This window comes from Bradyrhizobium altum, from assembly GCF_020889705.1.
Classification (GTDB): domain Bacteria; phylum Pseudomonadota; class Alphaproteobacteria; order Rhizobiales; family Xanthobacteraceae; genus Bradyrhizobium; species Bradyrhizobium altum.
Window position 1 is genome coordinate 18,805 of record NZ_JACMYP010000070.1, and the last position, 14,818, is coordinate 33,622.

17 protein-coding genes and 3 pseudogenes are annotated in these 14,818 nt (G+C 57.8%); 8 read left to right on the forward strand and 12 right to left on the reverse strand.

The window, feature by feature from the left end; all coding sequences use genetic code 11:
* Positions 1 to 48 precede the first annotated feature (48 nt).
* The gene (locus H8B02_RS18830) at positions 49 to 522 is read left to right on the forward strand and encodes a DUF302 domain-containing protein (RefSeq protein WP_229167598.1); all 474 of its coding nucleotides are present in this window, start codon (positions 49 to 51) and stop codon (positions 520 to 522) included.
* A gap of 80 nt (positions 523 to 602) precedes the next feature.
* On the opposite strand, the gene H8B02_RS18835 is transcribed toward H8B02_RS18830, so the two are convergent.
* From H8B02_RS18835 to H8B02_RS18845, 4 genes are all read right to left on the reverse strand, one after another.
* Positions 603 to 1,322, reverse strand: a complete 720-nt coding sequence (locus H8B02_RS18835; protein ID WP_229167599.1) for a thioredoxin family protein — start codon at positions 1,320 to 1,322, stop codon at positions 603 to 605.
* On the reverse strand, positions 1,208 to 1,642 hold the full coding sequence (locus tag H8B02_RS49295) for a cytochrome c biogenesis protein CcdA (RefSeq protein WP_446471713.1): 435 nt from the start codon (positions 1,640 to 1,642) through the stop codon (positions 1,208 to 1,210). Before H8B02_RS49295 ends, H8B02_RS18835 begins: the two co-directional genes overlap by 115 nt.
* A 230-nt stretch (positions 1,643 to 1,872) precedes the next feature.
* A complete protein-coding gene (locus H8B02_RS18840; RefSeq protein ID WP_229167600.1) occupies positions 1,873 to 2,706 on the reverse strand; it encodes a protein-disulfide reductase DsbD domain-containing protein in 834 nt (277 codons plus the stop codon).
* 111 nt (positions 2,707 to 2,817) lie between these two features.
* Positions 2,818 to 3,522 carry a DUF1223 domain-containing protein gene (locus H8B02_RS18845; RefSeq protein ID WP_229167601.1) on the reverse strand — a complete coding sequence of 235 codons (705 nt, stop codon included), beginning with the start codon at positions 3,520 to 3,522 and terminating at the stop codon, positions 2,818 to 2,820.
* Between the two features lie 387 nt (positions 3,523 to 3,909).
* Here H8B02_RS18845 and H8B02_RS18850 point away from each other — a divergent pair, with 387 nt between their 5' ends.
* On the forward strand, positions 3,910 to 4,152 hold the full coding sequence (locus H8B02_RS18850) for a hypothetical protein (RefSeq protein ID WP_229167602.1): 243 nt from the start codon (positions 3,910 to 3,912) through the stop codon (positions 4,150 to 4,152).
* Positions 4,153 to 4,168: 16 nt separating this feature from the next.
* Here the strand turns inward: H8B02_RS18850 and H8B02_RS18855 are convergent, their stop codons facing one another.
* Positions 4,169 to 4,804, reverse strand: a complete 636-nt coding sequence (locus tag H8B02_RS18855) for an NrsF family protein (RefSeq protein ID WP_229167603.1) — start codon at positions 4,802 to 4,804, stop codon at positions 4,169 to 4,171.
* Positions 4,805 to 5,497: 693 nt separating this feature from the next.
* Positions 5,498 to 5,728: a hypothetical protein gene (locus H8B02_RS18860; protein WP_229167604.1), complete on the reverse strand. Its 231-nt coding sequence runs from the start codon at positions 5,726 to 5,728 to the stop codon at positions 5,498 to 5,500.
* A gap of 242 nt (positions 5,729 to 5,970) precedes the next feature.
* Between H8B02_RS18860 and H8B02_RS18865 the strand changes: the two genes are divergently transcribed.
* Positions 5,971 to 6,759, forward strand: coding sequence for a patatin-like phospholipase family protein (locus H8B02_RS18865; protein ID WP_229167613.1), 789 nt, complete (start codon positions 5,971 to 5,973; stop codon positions 6,757 to 6,759).
* Positions 6,760 to 6,780: 21 nt separating this feature from the next.
* On the opposite strand, the gene H8B02_RS49370 is transcribed toward H8B02_RS18865, so the two are convergent.
* Together H8B02_RS49370 and H8B02_RS49000 are read right to left on the reverse strand one after the other, a co-directional pair.
* A complete protein-coding gene (locus tag H8B02_RS49370) occupies positions 6,781 to 6,963 on the reverse strand; it encodes a hypothetical protein (protein WP_512699911.1) in 183 nt (60 codons plus the stop codon).
* 1,019 nt (positions 6,964 to 7,982) lie between these two features.
* Positions 7,983 to 9,003, reverse strand: a pseudogene (locus tag H8B02_RS49000) (IS110 family RNA-guided transposase).
* A gap of 95 nt (positions 9,004 to 9,098) precedes the next feature.
* On the opposite strand from H8B02_RS49000, the gene H8B02_RS18880 reads away from it, so the two are divergent.
* The 3 genes from H8B02_RS18880 to H8B02_RS18890 all read left to right on the forward strand — a co-directional run bounded on the left by H8B02_RS18880 (position 9,099) and on the right by H8B02_RS18890 (position 10,055).
* Positions 9,099 to 9,353, forward strand: a complete 255-nt coding sequence (locus H8B02_RS18880) for a hypothetical protein (RefSeq protein ID WP_229167607.1) — start codon at positions 9,099 to 9,101, stop codon at positions 9,351 to 9,353.
* A gap of 86 nt (positions 9,354 to 9,439) precedes the next feature.
* Positions 9,440 to 9,736, forward strand: a complete 297-nt coding sequence (locus tag H8B02_RS18885; protein ID WP_229167608.1) for an HdeA/HdeB family chaperone — start codon at positions 9,440 to 9,442, stop codon at positions 9,734 to 9,736.
* A 25-nt stretch (positions 9,737 to 9,761) separates the two neighbouring features.
* A complete protein-coding gene (locus H8B02_RS18890; RefSeq protein ID WP_229167609.1) occupies positions 9,762 to 10,055 on the forward strand; it encodes an HdeA/HdeB family chaperone in 294 nt (97 codons plus the stop codon).
* A 146-nt stretch (positions 10,056 to 10,201) separates the two neighbouring features.
* Here the strand turns inward: H8B02_RS18890 and H8B02_RS18895 are convergent, their stop codons facing one another.
* Positions 10,202 to 10,444, reverse strand: a complete 243-nt coding sequence (locus tag H8B02_RS18895; RefSeq protein WP_229167614.1) for a hypothetical protein — start codon at positions 10,442 to 10,444, stop codon at positions 10,202 to 10,204.
* Here H8B02_RS18895 and H8B02_RS18900 point away from each other — a divergent pair.
* Positions 10,445 to 10,798 (forward strand): annotated as a pseudogene (locus H8B02_RS18900) (RraA family protein); the annotation flags it as partial.
* Between the two features lie 1,020 nt (positions 10,799 to 11,818).
* Here H8B02_RS18900 and H8B02_RS18905 read toward each other — a convergent pair.
* From H8B02_RS18905 to H8B02_RS18915, 3 genes are all read right to left on the reverse strand, one after another.
* The gene (locus H8B02_RS18905; RefSeq protein WP_312001028.1) at positions 11,819 to 12,010 is read right to left on the reverse strand and encodes a hypothetical protein; all 192 of its coding nucleotides are present in this window, start codon (positions 12,008 to 12,010) and stop codon (positions 11,819 to 11,821) included.
* Between the two features lie 122 nt (positions 12,011 to 12,132).
* Positions 12,133 to 13,098 (reverse strand): polysaccharide deacetylase family protein, encoded by a 966-nt coding sequence (locus H8B02_RS18910; RefSeq protein WP_229167611.1) that lies wholly within the window; start codon positions 13,096 to 13,098, stop codon positions 12,133 to 12,135.
* Between the two features lie 117 nt (positions 13,099 to 13,215).
* A complete protein-coding gene (locus H8B02_RS18915) occupies positions 13,216 to 14,178 on the reverse strand; it encodes a helix-turn-helix domain-containing protein (protein ID WP_229167612.1) in 963 nt (320 codons plus the stop codon).
* A 214-nt stretch (positions 14,179 to 14,392) separates the two neighbouring features.
* Here H8B02_RS18915 and H8B02_RS18920 point away from each other — a divergent pair.
* A pseudogene (locus H8B02_RS18920) lies at positions 14,393 to 14,518 on the forward strand (recombinase family protein); the annotation flags it as partial.
* Positions 14,519 to 14,818 lie beyond the last annotated feature (300 nt).

A 14,818-nucleotide genomic window follows, 5' to 3' on the forward strand; every position in this document is an offset into this window, starting at 1 on the left:
TCCGTTGACGTGATTTCACGTCCAGCGGCACAGGAGTATATTTGCAAGATGACAATAACAAAGGTTGCGAGCGTCGCGGCACTGGCGATGCATTGCGTTACCGCGTCTGCGGACGATGGACTTGTCACCAAGCCGAGCAAGTACTCAGTCAAGGAGACGATCGATAATTTTGAGGCCGCTATCAATGCACAAGCTGCCCGAGGCTGGGTCGTTTTTGACCGGATTGATCACGCCGCCGCCGCCAAAAACGCCGGACTCGATATGCGGCCGCGGACAGTCATCATATTCGGCAACCCCAAAGCGGGCACGTTCGCAATGACCAAGAGCTCAACTCTGGCAATCGATCTGCCGATGAAGGTGCTGGTCTGGCAGGACGATCAGGACAGAGTCTGGCTTACATACAATACGAGCGAATACAATGCGAAGTATGTGTTGCCACGCCACGGACTTGCCGCCTCCGACAACGCATCTAAGGATCTTGAAACCTTCCTGACCAAGGTGACCGACCTAAGCACGCAATGAACGCCGGCACTACACCTTGAATATCTTAGGGGTGGAATACCCCCAGCGCGAATTCAATTGATCCTGTATGCCCCCGGTGATCAGGGGGCGGAATTTGCAGATTTGCGGATGTCGTTATGGCCTGAAGCCTGATCTATTGCCCGCAAGAGGAGGCCTGTGGTGAGCAGCTCGGGAAGTGTTTCGCCATCTGGCCGTCGTGGCCCGTAGACCACGTCAAAAGGAATACCGTATCGCGCAAAGCGATGAAGATAATCTGCGATGAAAGGATTCGGCCGGCTCCAGTCAGCGCGCATTCTTATGACGTGTGACTGCTGCAGCCGCGAACGAACCTCTGCGGTCTCCAGCACTCTCACGTCGTTCACCTTGCAGGTCAGGCACCATGTGGCGGAGACGTCCACCAATACGGTGTTGCCATTGGCGATCAGGCCGGGCAGCGCGTCCAAATCAAAAGCCTGCCATTCCTGCCCGGCCGCCGGTTGCGAGACTGGAGCAACTGCGGACAAACTGACTATGAGGCACGCGACCACAAGGCCAGCGGTGATCAATCCGGACCGCCGCGATGCGGTGGCGGCAATCTGGCCTCCGACCGGAACACTGACCAGAGCTCGATAACCGAGGAGGCACGTCAGAAGGGCGGCCGTAACGCCCGCCGTCCACGCGCCCGCCGTGCTCCAGAGCACGTAGATCAGCCAGACGGCCGTCCCGAGCAGCACGATGCCGAGGAATTTCCGACAACAAGCATCCAGGGGCCGCGACGCGGAAGCCACCAAACGCACCCGGGAAACAATGCGGCCATCCAATAGGGCAACGCCATGCCGAGGCCAAGACACAGGAAGATTGCAAAGATCTCAGTTGGCCCACGTGCCAACGCAAAGCCCACGGCGGTGCCGACGAATGGCGCGGAGCAAGGCGTGGCCAATAAAGTTCCGAACACACCTGTGACGAAGACCTCAATCATGGGTCCGCCGGACCGTCTGGACGCAACGTTCACTATCGAGTTTGGCAGGTCGATCGGAAGCCATTCAAAGAAGCTGGCCGCGAACAAGACCGTCAACACCGCCATTCCTGCTAGGAACCAAGGCTGCTGAAATTGCCCCAGCCAAGTGTAGCGCCCGACCATTTTAATCCGACCAAGCAGGCGGCCAGCAGCATGAAGCTGAACGTGATGCCTGAAGCCGTCGCGACCGACCCTAAGCGAACGTCGCGCAAACTGCCGCCGGCCTCTCGTGTAAATGCAAAAAGCTTGATTGAAAGCACCGGCAGGACGCAAGGCATTAGATTGAGGATGAGTCCTCCGAGCAAAGCCGAAAGAAGCGCACCGAAAAACAGCGAGCCATTCTCGGGGATTGCCTAGTTGACCCGCGCCTTGAATTCAGCTGCCCGATTTTCATCGATCAGTGTCAATGTCAAAGGACGGCCAGCCGGTGGCAACGTTACAAGCCGAACGGTCAGACGGGCGGTCTTACCGGCGTCCTGCAGTTCCACCTTCGGTGCCGGAGGAATTCCATTCCCCGCCCCCTCGACAAACAAGTCGGGCGCAACGAAAGCTCCGGACCTGCTCTTAAGGTCGACCACGAGCGTTGGCTCTGATGCGGAGCCTGCGAAACGAGTGCCAATGACATCGACACCGGCGGCATCCGGCGAGCCCGGTACTCTCTTTTGACCCGAGCTGATCAACCCGGACTGGGCCGAGGTGCCCCCGGCTCCAGTTGGCAATGCAAGAGTGAGTTCAGCCTCAAGGGGCACGCAAACATCCGAGCACGCGGCGTACGTGATCGACGCATTGATCCGGGCGGAGGTTTGAGCCTGCTTTAGAAGTAATTTGACCGGAAGAACCACGCCGTTTTCGTAGACGCTGTTCTGCAGGTCATCGATGACGAGACGATGTGGGGCGGGCCAGGAGATTTCCTCGCCCGTAATATTTTTTGAAGCAGACCAGTCAACCGTTGGCGGGATGCCCGCGTCCCCGGGGCTCCGCCAATAACCATGCCACCCCTTGGCAAACCGAAATTCCAGCCCTGCTTCAAGGGTTGAATCGGCAGGTAAATTATCCGTCGCTGTGATCAGGCGCACTGCCGCCCGGCTGTCCCCCACCCAATCGGTGGCAGCCGCACGGGCGCTGCCGGTCGACATGATGAATCCGGCCGACAGCACAAGGAGGGTAGTAAAGCGAGCGAGAGCCATGAGGCATCCAGAACCGTTCAGTTTTCACGCTGCAATGTCGTCGGAGGACGGCGGGCCGGCCCTTACCAGACGTACTTTGCGTCTCGGTAGACCCGGCCGGCCCGCGAACGCTTAGCTTGAGCCGTCGGACAACCGGGAAGCTCCGATGATCTGGCCATCGGGCGCTTCGAGCACGACGGCGACGTCCTGCCCTTCGGGAAATCGTTCTTTGATCTGGATTGGCGCTCCCGACCATTGGCCGACCGATCGGAACGATCTGACGATGTTCGCCTCCTGCAGCGTTCTGCCGCCATTTTCTCCCCGGCCGATCGCTGTCGTATGGTCGTGATCGAAGCCGATCAGGAGGACCGTTCCGACGCCGGAGCCGGAGCCGACCTGGATGAAAACTTGCTCCCCTCCGGTCCTCATGACGCTAACTGAGGCGGCCGTTCGACTTTCGTGTTTCGCCTTTTCGATAGCTGACCCAACGTCGCGGCGATGTGAGCCGACCAGCCCGGCGGCGCCATCGACAACAATCTCTGGCGTGTAAGATCCATCGCCAAAGCGATGGCCGTATTGTTCCTGTCGGTCCGTGGCGGATTGCAGCGAATACGGATCCTTCCATCCTAGGCGGTCCCAATAGGTAACGTGGAAGGCGAGCGGCAGGACGTCTCGCCGACCCCTGGACAGTTCATTTAGGTAAGCGTTCGCGGGCGGGCAGGATGAGCAGCCTTGCGAGGTGTATAACTCGACGACGACAGGTCGTTCTGCGGCAAAGCCAGCGACGGGGTAGAGACCCGCAATGAGGGCTAGTGAAGGGAGCAGGCGCGCTAGCATGGCAATCCTCCTGGGTTGAGTTCATCCCTTATTCGCAAACGGAGGCCGCTTCGTTACACTTGATTGCAGCCACGCTCGTTCCTGAGCGGGAGCAGCAGGTCCGGACGGTCCAGATTGAGATCGAATTGTGCGAATTCGCGTGTCTGCAAGGTCTATCGGATGCGTTCTGCGGCTCAAGCAACAAAAGCGGTGCCCCCACACGGAAATTTGAAAATATCAGGACCCCAAGAAGCGTGACAAAGCAGCGCCGAGTTCGCCGCAAAAGGATGACTGCGATGGGAAACCCGCGCAGAAAGTTCCTTCGAATCTTGCAACAAGTCCCGCTCCCGCCGGCGCAACGGGCGGCAGCCACAAACAAGCGATCTGCTAAGACAATGCAGACGTCGCATGTCGCAAGCCACCTCGCCGGCCGTGGATGGAATGGGAATTACCATGCTTGCCTGTGTATTGGTTGCGCCGCCGCACCGGATCGTCCGTCATGACATGCGTCTGCCACAGTTACCGACGGTGGAATTGGTGTATTCCTACGGCTGGCGAAGCAATTCGCGCGTCATTAGCGAGTTGGCCGATCATTTGGCCGACAGTTTGACCAGCGCCACGTCAGTTAGTCCTGCTACGCTAGTGCCGTAGTAAAGAACACAGCGGGCTACCATCGCAAGAACCGTCGTCCGCTCAAAAAACCGATCAACGTCACAAATCCTACAGCAAGCGGATACCAGATAACGACGAAAAGAGGACTGTCGTCCGTGCAATTCGTTGCGTAAAACGTCGCCGCAATCCCGCTCGCGGCAAGCCCGGCGATGGCTCCCGCCAAGCCAGGTCGCGTCGGGGCTCCTTCGCGCAGCGCAAGAAGAAAGCAGGCCAGTGGTCCAATAGATAGAAGCGGTATAAGAGTTAAGCAATTCAGTGCATGTGTACCGACCATCCTTGAGCCCCAAAACGGCGGCGGGACTGTCACGATCTCAATGAGGACGGCCAACACCAAGACCAGCGGCGAAATCGCGAGAGCCCAACCCCTGACTCCGAACGAAGTGCCGGGCTGCGCTGCCCGAAGCATCGCAGCAGTGGCCGCAAATACGAGCGGCAAAGTAACAGCGAACTTGACGAGAAAGCGGGAGGTTCCCATTGCGAACAGGATATCGGGACGAAAGCCAATACCTACAAAGAATGCGATTCCGGCGATGACGTTTCCCGCAATCAGAGCAAGCCGAATTGATTTCTCTGGCTTCCAGGAATTTAGGGTGTCCGCCGCCAAGGCTTCGAGCAACGTTTCTGTTTCCATTTGTGTGGGCTCCAACAATTCAGCGCGGACTTCGCACTCAAGACGGTGCCGGCGCTGGATGGCCTAATCCTGTCTTCGTTATCAGGTCGAAAATGTTACGCGCTGCCGGTCACGAATTTGAGGCTGTTCGCCGCTCGCCAAAGCGTCGAGGCGCAAACTCTCGGAGCTTCGGCCGGTCCAGACCGCAGATGCGCTCGCGTCGCTGCGCTCCGATCCTTCCTTTCAACTTCGAGTTACGAGTGACTGGGCCGGCTAGTCATAGCCTGCGGCTATCGGGTCATCCCTCACAGGCTTGCGGATAAAGTTCTGGAGGCTCGGCCGTGAAGCGAACGATGAGCAACCAAGATCGGATCCAACGGTTTTGCTGGCGTGAAAATCACGACCTGAGGGCGATCAATCGTCAATCGCAGCTCTGGAGCGCCTGAAGCACAGCCCTGGATTGATAGAGTCAGGCCCCGAACACGGCGCCACGTTCATCGTCTCCGCCGACCAGCGCTGCTCGGACGGCTACCAGACTCGGTTTCAAAACGCGAAGTTGGGTCCATCGAAGTAACGAACGCTTTCCAAGCTGCGTATTACAGGAAAGAACGGTTCAACTAATCGGCGGCATCTGATCTCAGATGAGCGGTCCTCCAAACTCGCCGAACTGTTTGGATCTACCTACCTAGTGCCGGGTGCTGCATTGCGCGAAAGTTATGTTGGCAAAGTTCCCAGATTGGCGGGCAACAGGTCGATTTGCCCGAGAGTCGTCTCGGCGTACGTCATCGACGGAAACGCTTCGATGATGGATGTAGCCATCGCTTCCGCAAGCGTTATCCTGAAGAGACCGGCCACGATGATCCTGCGGATGAGCATAGTAGAGTCGATTATGTTGCTCGGCCCGACGCCTGCTTTCGTCGAGTCGGCTGTCACCATGCCACTCATGGTTCATGCGACCCGGGATCCCTACAGGCGTGCGGTACTGGCCGGTACCCGCTTTGATCTTGCACGGAGTTCGCGAGCCCCTCTGGATCGGGTCGAGCCGTGGAATGAGCCATCTATCCTGATGCGCTTTTCGCCGATTGAGAGCCTCCGATTCCAATGAACAACCGCGCCAAGTTACGCCAGCTGTCCGCACCGCCTTCGTCCTGGCGGGCGGCGGCAGCTTCGGAGCTATTCAAGTGGGCATGATGCTGGCGCTGGCGCAGCGGGGCGTGACAGCCGACATGGTGGTGGGCTCCAGTGTCGGCGCCTTAAATGGAGCTTATTACGCAGCCGGACCGGGCGTGCAAGCGGTCGAAAGGCTGGCTGACATCTGGCGAAACATTCGGCGACAGGATGTCTTCCCGATCACATTGTCGACGCTTGCGGCGTTCCTGTTTCGACGAGACTTCCTGGTGTCTCAGGAGGGAATCAGGAAGCTGGTACGAGATTTTCTTCCGTACAGAGATCTTGAAGAGGCGAAGATTCCCGTGCACGTTGTCGCAACCGACATGATCTCTGGCGAAAATGTCGTCCTGTCCAGCGGCTCAGCCGTCGACGCCATAGCCGCAACGACGGCAATCCCGGGAGCGTTCGCGCCCGTGAGGTACGAGGGGACGTTTCTCTCCGATGGCGCGGTTTCGAGTAATACTCCCGTGAAAGTGGCTCTGCAGAAAGGAGCCACCAGGTTGATCATTCTTCCCACCGGACACGCTTGCGCTCGGCAGGCGCCTCCAGTGGGGGCTATTGCAAACGCCATCCATGCGCTTACTCTCCTCATCGCCCGCCAACTGGTGCACGAAATCGATAGTATCCCTCGTTCGGTCAGCTACAGCGTCGTCCCGCCGCTCTGCCCCCTCACCGGTTCGCCGTACGATTTCTCGATGACGAGCCAGCACATCGAGCGCGCCTACTTGCAAGCCGAACAATGGATCGCGTCCGGCGGCTTAGAGCTACGAGAGGTGCCGCTCCCGATGCGGGCTCACAAGTACTAACCCAGCACCCGAGGGGTTCGCCTACTGTACGCTGCGATAAATCCGCCACGAATTCGCCGTTGCGTCGACGAGCCGATAGTCTCCGCTCGAGGCGAACGGGTTACGGGCCCAAGCTCCGTCGATAGACAAAACGACGACTGTGGTGCAGCCGAACTGGACGGACATCTTCTGTATGTCACCTACTACAGGAAGGCCGTCGAACAGTCGCTTGAAGAGAGGTCCGTTTCGGCCAGTCGCTCACGCGATACCGGAGCGAATGGTGGTGCCAGGTCGCAGGCTGCGTAGTAAGATCTCGATTCGCAACGAGTGCCCAACTTAATTTGATTGGCCAAGCCGGCAATTCCGCCAGGTAGGAGGAGTTGCTGGCCACGCGCTCTCCGGACCGTTGACTGGGCGCGGACCGCTTCCCACTTCGACATCGCCCCCATAAAATGTGGCTGAGCGCGCCTTGAGCCCAGGAAACTTGTTTCCCAACAACATTCGGCTGCCGCAGACGAGCCCCAGCACTAAAGGTGCACGACCTACGAAGCGAACCACGGCGTTCATGCGAGCCCAGTCGCGTGTCATTCCCCCAGCCGAAGCTATGATGAGGAACAAGACTGCGGGAAGTCCGGCTCTCCAGCTCAGATCATTGTTCTCCGCTAGATTGCTCCCTCTGAGAAGCCAAGAGGCGAGCAAGCTTCCGCCTCCGAAGGCCATGGTGCTCGAGCATCGAGCTTGTCCGGACCCAAGCTCGCCTCTTGGCAGAGCCGCACGAGCATTGGCAAACCCAACAAGTAGATCGCTTGAAGCGACAGGAAGATAGAATATCCAGAACCCCGGCAGGTTGGCCCAGCCCCAGCCTTCCGCTACTTGGTTGGACGTCATTCGGCCCTTTAATTGCGGTTTGTTGTCAAGCTTACATTTCTGAACTCGCCCATGGCACGGTGGTAGCGTCCGCGCCGTCGGAGCTGGTAGGGGTTGCGCAGACGGCGCGGGCGCGGATGATACATGCACTGTTGGCCAGGCATCGGATCGTACGGGCGGGTTGATGTCTTCGCTGGGGTCATGGTCCTTTCCGAGGTCGCGCAGCGCCTCATGATGATGTCCGGGTCGGACGCCTCAACGTCTGCAGCGGAGTACGGTCAAGCCGTCACCAGCCGAATGAACGAGGTCGCCACAACACCGTCCCAGCGGGACATCGCCAGTCCGGCGGACCGGACCAGGAACTTTACAAAATCGGATCAGGCTTCCTTCGCCAAGCCCCAGTCGAACGACGTGCCGCCGACCCAGATGCAGTGCAGAACAACGGCGATCTTGCGCGCGATGGCGACCTTCGCCTTCCTCATGCCAATCCTCTTGGCGAGCTTCATTCCCCAAGCCTTGAGGGAGGACCATTTCTTCGTTCGATAAAGCAGGACGGTCGCGGCCTCGAACAGGTAAGTTCGGAGAAGACGGTCGCCCCATCGTGACATTTTGCCATTGATGTCAGTTTCGCCAGATTGGTTGCGCCGAGGTGTAAGACCCAGATAGGCGCCAACGCTCGATGCCGATCGGAAGCGCAATCGGTCGTCGATCGTATGGCGGAAGGTCAAGGCGGTCACCCCGCCAACACCAGGAACCGTCATCAGGCGGCGCGTCGTCTCATCCGACTTCGCCAATTGGCGGACTTCGTTGTCGAAGTTGCTTTGCTGCTTGCAGATCCGTTCAGAAGCGGCGCGATCACACCGAGGAGCTGATGATCTTTGCCCAATAGCTCGCAGACCTGATTGCGAAACTGCAGTCCGATCGCGCGTGGCAACAGCAAACCGTATTCTTTGATGAGGCTGCGGACCTGATTCTCGATATCTCGACGCATCGACACAAGGCGAGATCGCGCGACAAGAATCGCTCGAACCTTCTGGCTCTCCTCGCTCTTGATCTTGACTTCTCGATACCATCCAACCCGCACCAGTTCGGCTAGGCCTCGAGCATCATTCTGATCGCTCTTGTTCATGCGCACCGACAAAGCCGCGTGAGCGTGCCGCGCGTCGATGCAAACCACCGGCAGATCGACCCTACGAAGTTCATGCCAAAGCCAACTCGCCATCGCCCCGGTCTCAAATCCGATGCGCTCCGCCTGTGGCGCCCGCTTGCGGAGCAGCGCTGTGAGCGCTCCCGGATCGGATTTGGCCTTTCCTTCGAACAAGACCTGACCAACTTCGTCGACCACACATACTGAGGTTTCTTTTTGCGAGACACATCCAGCCCAACATATTGCTTCATAGCCCTCTCCGATTCGTGAGATTGCGGAAAGGCTTGAAGATAGCGGACCTTTCTGAGCCGCGGGCGCCGACCGCAATTACGTCATCGTCTCCAATGTGCATGGCAACGAGGATAACGGGACCATCCGCGACACGATCAAGCTTGCGCGATTGTTGGCCAAGTTCGGGATTTCTCCTTCGACGATCGGCAAGATGGTGACGACCCCACCGCGAAAGATGTCTTATTTAAGCAAAGACGATCTCGCGGCACTCAAGGTTATCGTGCGCAATCCGTTCGATCGCATCATCCGCACCTCGACCGCGCAAACGATGAAAGGTACCTCGATGTGTGAACACGGGTGCTTCGAATAACGTGACGAAAGAGGACGGTCCTGCATCGGCCGGCAGCAGCGCAACGAAAAGCTAGGCATTGGCACGCGAGTATATGGAGCATTCGTATGAAAAAAATAGCTGCGAGCCTGGTACTGGGAGGCATCACTGCAGCTTGCCCTGTGCAAGCACAGACAAGCGTCGACATGGCGCGCATAACTTGCGCCCAGTACCTAGCAATGTCCACGGGGGACTCTGCCGTCTTTTCCGCGTGGATGAGCGGGTGGTTCAACCAAAAGAAGGGATACGTTTTTGTAGATATCAACGCGTACGCGCGAAATGTCGCAAGCGTAAAGGCATCGTGCGCTACCAATCCTACTCAGACCGTGATGGCTGGTCTCGAGCGATCTGCGGCGAGCCAGTGATCAAAACCAGGATGGGGAGATAGCCATGAAGCCCTCAATCTTCGTTGTTGCGACCACGCTGCTCGTCGCCCTGACTCTGGTTTCAAAAGCACAAGTTGTTGTCGACCTATCCCTCGTCACCTGCAGGCAACTGTTAGAGTCCGATCGGGAAAGGCAGACCCTGATAAGCTCCTGGATGGCGGGATATTTCAGCGCATCAAAGAACTTGAGCACTGTGGATTTTCGCTACGTCGAGCGAAACGGAAAGGTTGTGGGTAATTACTGCAAGACGCATAAGTCAGAAACGGTCATGAATGCGATGCAGAAGAATTGGCGTTGACGATCATCGCGGTCGACGCGCAAGCGTGGCTCACCAAGCGAGTTGAGGCGCATTCGTCGCGTTCGGTGCTGGCGCACTGCTAACGGTGTGCGCAGGCTGGCTGACAACGTGGCTAAAGTTCCGGTCGTCAGCTTTGGGTAGTGATCTCAACATCTGGTCACAACTTGGCCATAGGCATTGGTGACCTGCACGCAAGCCGGCGTAGCCGCATATGCACCTGCTGCCGCCGCCGCGCCGACGGCCGCGGTGCCGTAGACGGCGCGGTGCGTGGTCCGGCGTGCGACTCCGGCACAGCTCATCGGTGTCAACGGTCGACCGACCCGTGCTTCCGAGGTCGAAATCAAGCCTCGTTCGATATTAGCCTTGCCGTTCCATAGCAGGGTGCCAATGAAGCCATGAAGAACATCGCACAATGGCGTAAGGTGGAAGGCTACGTGATCGACGGCGCGATCCGCGATGTCGCGGCCTTTGCTACGTCTGACTTTCCCTGCTTGGCGCGCGCGGTAATCCATCGCGGGCCATACAAAAATGGCCCCGGTGAAATCAACGTGCCGGTCTCGGTTGGAGGCTGCGTGATTTCGCCCGGCGACTTCGTCGTCGGCGATGGCGACGGCGTGGTGTCGTTTCCAGCGGCAACGGCCACAAGCCTGCTAGAAGCGGTACAATCTAAGATTGTGTGCGAAGACGAGACGCTGAAGGCAATCCGGGAAGGCCGCTATCAGGGTTCTTACGGCAAATCCTAACCGCTCGCGAGAGGCCGAGCGGACTTTGCCTCAGTTCCGCCCGAGCGCCTGGAGGTAAGCGCAATATAAGTCGGCTAAGTGCGCGTGACGCCCGAACCTGATCTGTGGTTCAAGACGGTGCGGCTTCTCAGGTATCGCTCTCCTCAAGCCGGAGATGATGGTGAGGTGCAATCGGCGTTGACCAGGCCTACATCGGCAGCCCGGCGGGATTAGCCAGACTGATAAGCTTTGTCTAATTTCCTTATCAGTTTGTGAACTGGCTCCACTGCGATTAAAGCTTATCCGTCGCGCATCGCTTAGAACCCATCTTTTTGAAGATCGAGGTCGACAGGGACCGTCCGCTTGGTTCAGGCCGAACGCCGATTGGATCGATCTTTTCCGCGGCGATGGCGCCGCCTCTGACGACGGCCTCGGGGAGGCTGAAGTGATCTTGCCGAACCTGTTACAGGCTGGGCCGCGGGCTCGCTGGCCGGCAGGTCGGCCGCTGATCGAGGCGGCTTTCTTCGAACGGCGACGGCCGTTTCGAGTGCGGACAAGAATTGCCGCCCCTGCTCCGTGATCTCCCAGCCGCGAGGATCGCGAACCACAAACTTGGCCGAGAAAGTATTCGGGTCACGCGCATATTCGGCCAACCGCTTCATGCGACCTGTCCAGTCTTTGCCGCTGGTCATCAGGATTTCGACCGCTTGCCGGACTTCGGCAACGGAGGCACGCCCGGCAGGCTGGCCGGCCAGCACTTTCAGGACAGTCAGCCGGAAGGACACTTCCAGGTCTCTGACGTGGATGGTCTGTAGTTTCCGGCGCAAGGGATCACGCGCGAGCGCGCAACGTCAACAACGTGGCGCGGTTAACCTCACCTAAAAACGGAAGCTATGTCGTCGGAGGCCGTCACGACGCTGCGGGCTGACTTGCCCGCAGCTGTCCTTTCGGTAGTCAGAAAAGCGAAGTCAGCTAGGATGGTCTAGCTGTTCAGGAGGTGGGTCATCAGGCCGCCCTACTCTCCCAGTCAATCGAAACGGGCTAACGCTGGTGCCCGAGTCCAATTCCAAGGACCAGTGCCTTTTGGCGGAGAGCACCAATACTGCGCTTCGTCAATTTGGATATCTTCGTAACCGGCGTGCGTGCTTTCGAGTGAGCTTTGAGCTCCTTAATATCTGTCTTCGTCCACTCGCGCCGCGTCACGGCTTTCTTGGTTGCTTTCTTCACAATCATTGCTCCTTCGAGAGGAGCGGCTTTTAACATGGCTTTTCTGCAATGGCGACGGTCAAGTAAACGAAACGATCACAGGGAGACATTGGCGTTAAAAGAGACGCGCCGATGCCCAACAGGCGCGATTAGGACCAGTCCCATTTGTAGGTTCCTGAAGCGCGCTGACACATCTTGCGGAGCACGGTGTCATAGATTTCCATGCTTTCGACGCCAGGCATGGGCGCTGCGTTGAGGATCGACGCGAACATCGCTCGGGGAACCTCTTCCATCTCAACGCTTTGCATCAAGGCGTAGCGCTGAAGGTGATTTCTGAACTTAGGCGAAACCCGAGGCATTGCTCTATGGATCGGGTCTTGCATGGCGTTTTCGAGAGTCACGAAGCGCACCCCTTCATTTTTAAAGGCCACGATTAGGTCGTCCAACATGTCGGCCGCGATCGGGGTGGCATGTATCAGCCAGATGTACGGCAGGTCGCGGCCAAACATCAATCTGGCGGCCTTGGCATGGCTTCGCAGTTGAAAAAGAGCCGCCTCAAGAAAGCTCTTCCGAAGCATCGCGAGGGCCGCTTCGTCGTTGCTCTCGACCGCGCGATAATAAGGCGCGAGCCAGGCGAAATCGCCGAACCACATGGTGATTGGGGCATTTTCGTAGCCATTGGCTTGAAGAAAATCCTCGACTTCGCCTCGCTTTCTTTCTGCCTCACCAGACATGTCCATCGCGTAGCGAAAAAAGCGTTTCGGCGCCTTTTGAATCAGCTGTCCAATATGATCTTCGGCCCGCTTGATATCGTCGCAGTAGAATCTTGCCGAAACCCAGTTCAGACAGGCGTGGCAATGGGTGTGATTGGCGATATGGTGTCCGCTGTCGCACCAATGATCGATGATCGAGATCAAGCCGCGATCCTGATCGAGCGGCGAGGTATGCGGGAAACCATAGATGCCGGAAAGGCCGTTGCTTTGGAACGTCTTGATCATGGAAGCAACGATTGTCTCCCGCGAATAGCCCGCCGGGAGAGGTGTTCCATCCCAGATTAACAGATCGTCGACGGTGATTGCGAGATCGATAGGCTTGATATGCGGCGCGGCGCTCATTGGCATCCTCCCAAAGGCGTTTGTTTTTCGGAAGAATAGGCTTGAGCCTGGAAGCGCTCTATCACGGGAACGAACGATCTCCGTCGTCAGAACGTATTCCTGGAAGGTCCGGAAGTCTTACGGATTTGGCTGCCTTCTCCTGAACTCTGACGGGGTGCAGTCGAAGAGTTCTTTGAAAGCGGATGCAAAATGACTCGAGTTCGAGAAGCCAGCCGCAAGCGCGATTTCGGTAACGGTGATCTTCTTGTATGGATTGGCAAGAAGATCAGCCGCATATCTCAACCGTTGCTCGCGGATAAATTGCTGTGCGGTCGTCCCCGCCGACTGAAACAGCGACTGAACATAGCGCACGGAGATTCCTGCCGCGGAAGCGATGCCGGTCAGGTCGAGTTCCGGATCCTCCAATTGTGCGTTGATCAATTTCTTGATCCGGGCCAGCATCGCTGCCCTAGTGGCGGACTCGCATGAGTAAGCATCAACGTTGTCAAGCATGACCAGCGCGAGAAGATCGCGGATATGTCGAGCGCCGACCGCAAATGAGTGGTCATCCATGAGATCGGCGGATTCCGCAAACGTGGAAATAAACGCAAGGGACGCAGCGAGAAGCGGATGACGAGCCAGCGGCTGCCCGCAGATTTTCTCGGGACTTCCTAGGCGACCTGCTATATCGGCCCGCGGGAATGCAAATGCGATTGCCGTTAAGCTTCGGGCGTGTTCAAAGTTCGTGGGCTCGGACATGTCGACCGCCATAAACTGGCCAGGAGACAAGTCCGCCTGCTTTCCGCAGTGTGATATCGAGACGGAATCGGAAAGTGGAACGATGATCTCGAAGTGAGACAATCCATCCGCTGCCGCGTGGGAGCGCTTGCGCTCAAGCGACTCCCGCTGTCCGTCGAATTTCACGATCTGCAGACCGTCGCATCTGATCGCCACGATTCGTCCCACGTAGTTTTTCGGCATCGAGCGATGAACGGAAAACTTGCCGTGGAGCCCGCTCACCCAATCCGCCCAAGAATTGCGCTGGTCATCAGGAGGGATGACCCCGGTCGAGAAGTGGCTCCTGGTGAGACGGACTTGCATGGTGCGCTCTTCAAAAAGGGGCGGATCGGCACTTAAATCGTTCTCGAATAGATTACCTAAACTTTCATTCTTTTGCCCAAGATCTGTTCGAGTGCAAGCTTGTTTCTTGCGTCGAAGTCACGCTGATCAACAATCAAATGGTAACTGTCGCCATTCGATGGCTCGCTTGAATAGGGTCGGAGGAGCTTGATTTTTGTCAGCTTCAATACCAAGGACGCCAAAGGGCCGCATGGCGTTGAACATCCTGATCACGTTTACGCAGTTCGAGCGAGAAGTGATCGGCGAGCGCATCCGCGACGAGGTTGCGGCTTCCCGTAAGCGTGGCAAGTGGATGGGAGGCTGAGCGGTTGATCGGCCGCAGCAAGATGCCCTCACGCTGCGCCTTCTTGCGATCGACCCCGTTGGTCTCTCCATCTTGAGGGTCTCTTCATCTTGAGGCTGATAACGCCTTGTCGGAGTGTTTGCCCTCGCTAGCGGCCGGAGCTCGGTCCAGGGTAGGCGCGAACGGCGCTCGTACTTGGGGGGTGGGCTTTTCGCGGGCCTTTTCCCGATGAGTGAGCCCGACGTTTCCATCCTGCTACCATGTGGACACCTCCTCAGGTCACCAGTTCCTAGTTAGGAACGTAGCGCCCGAGCCGGA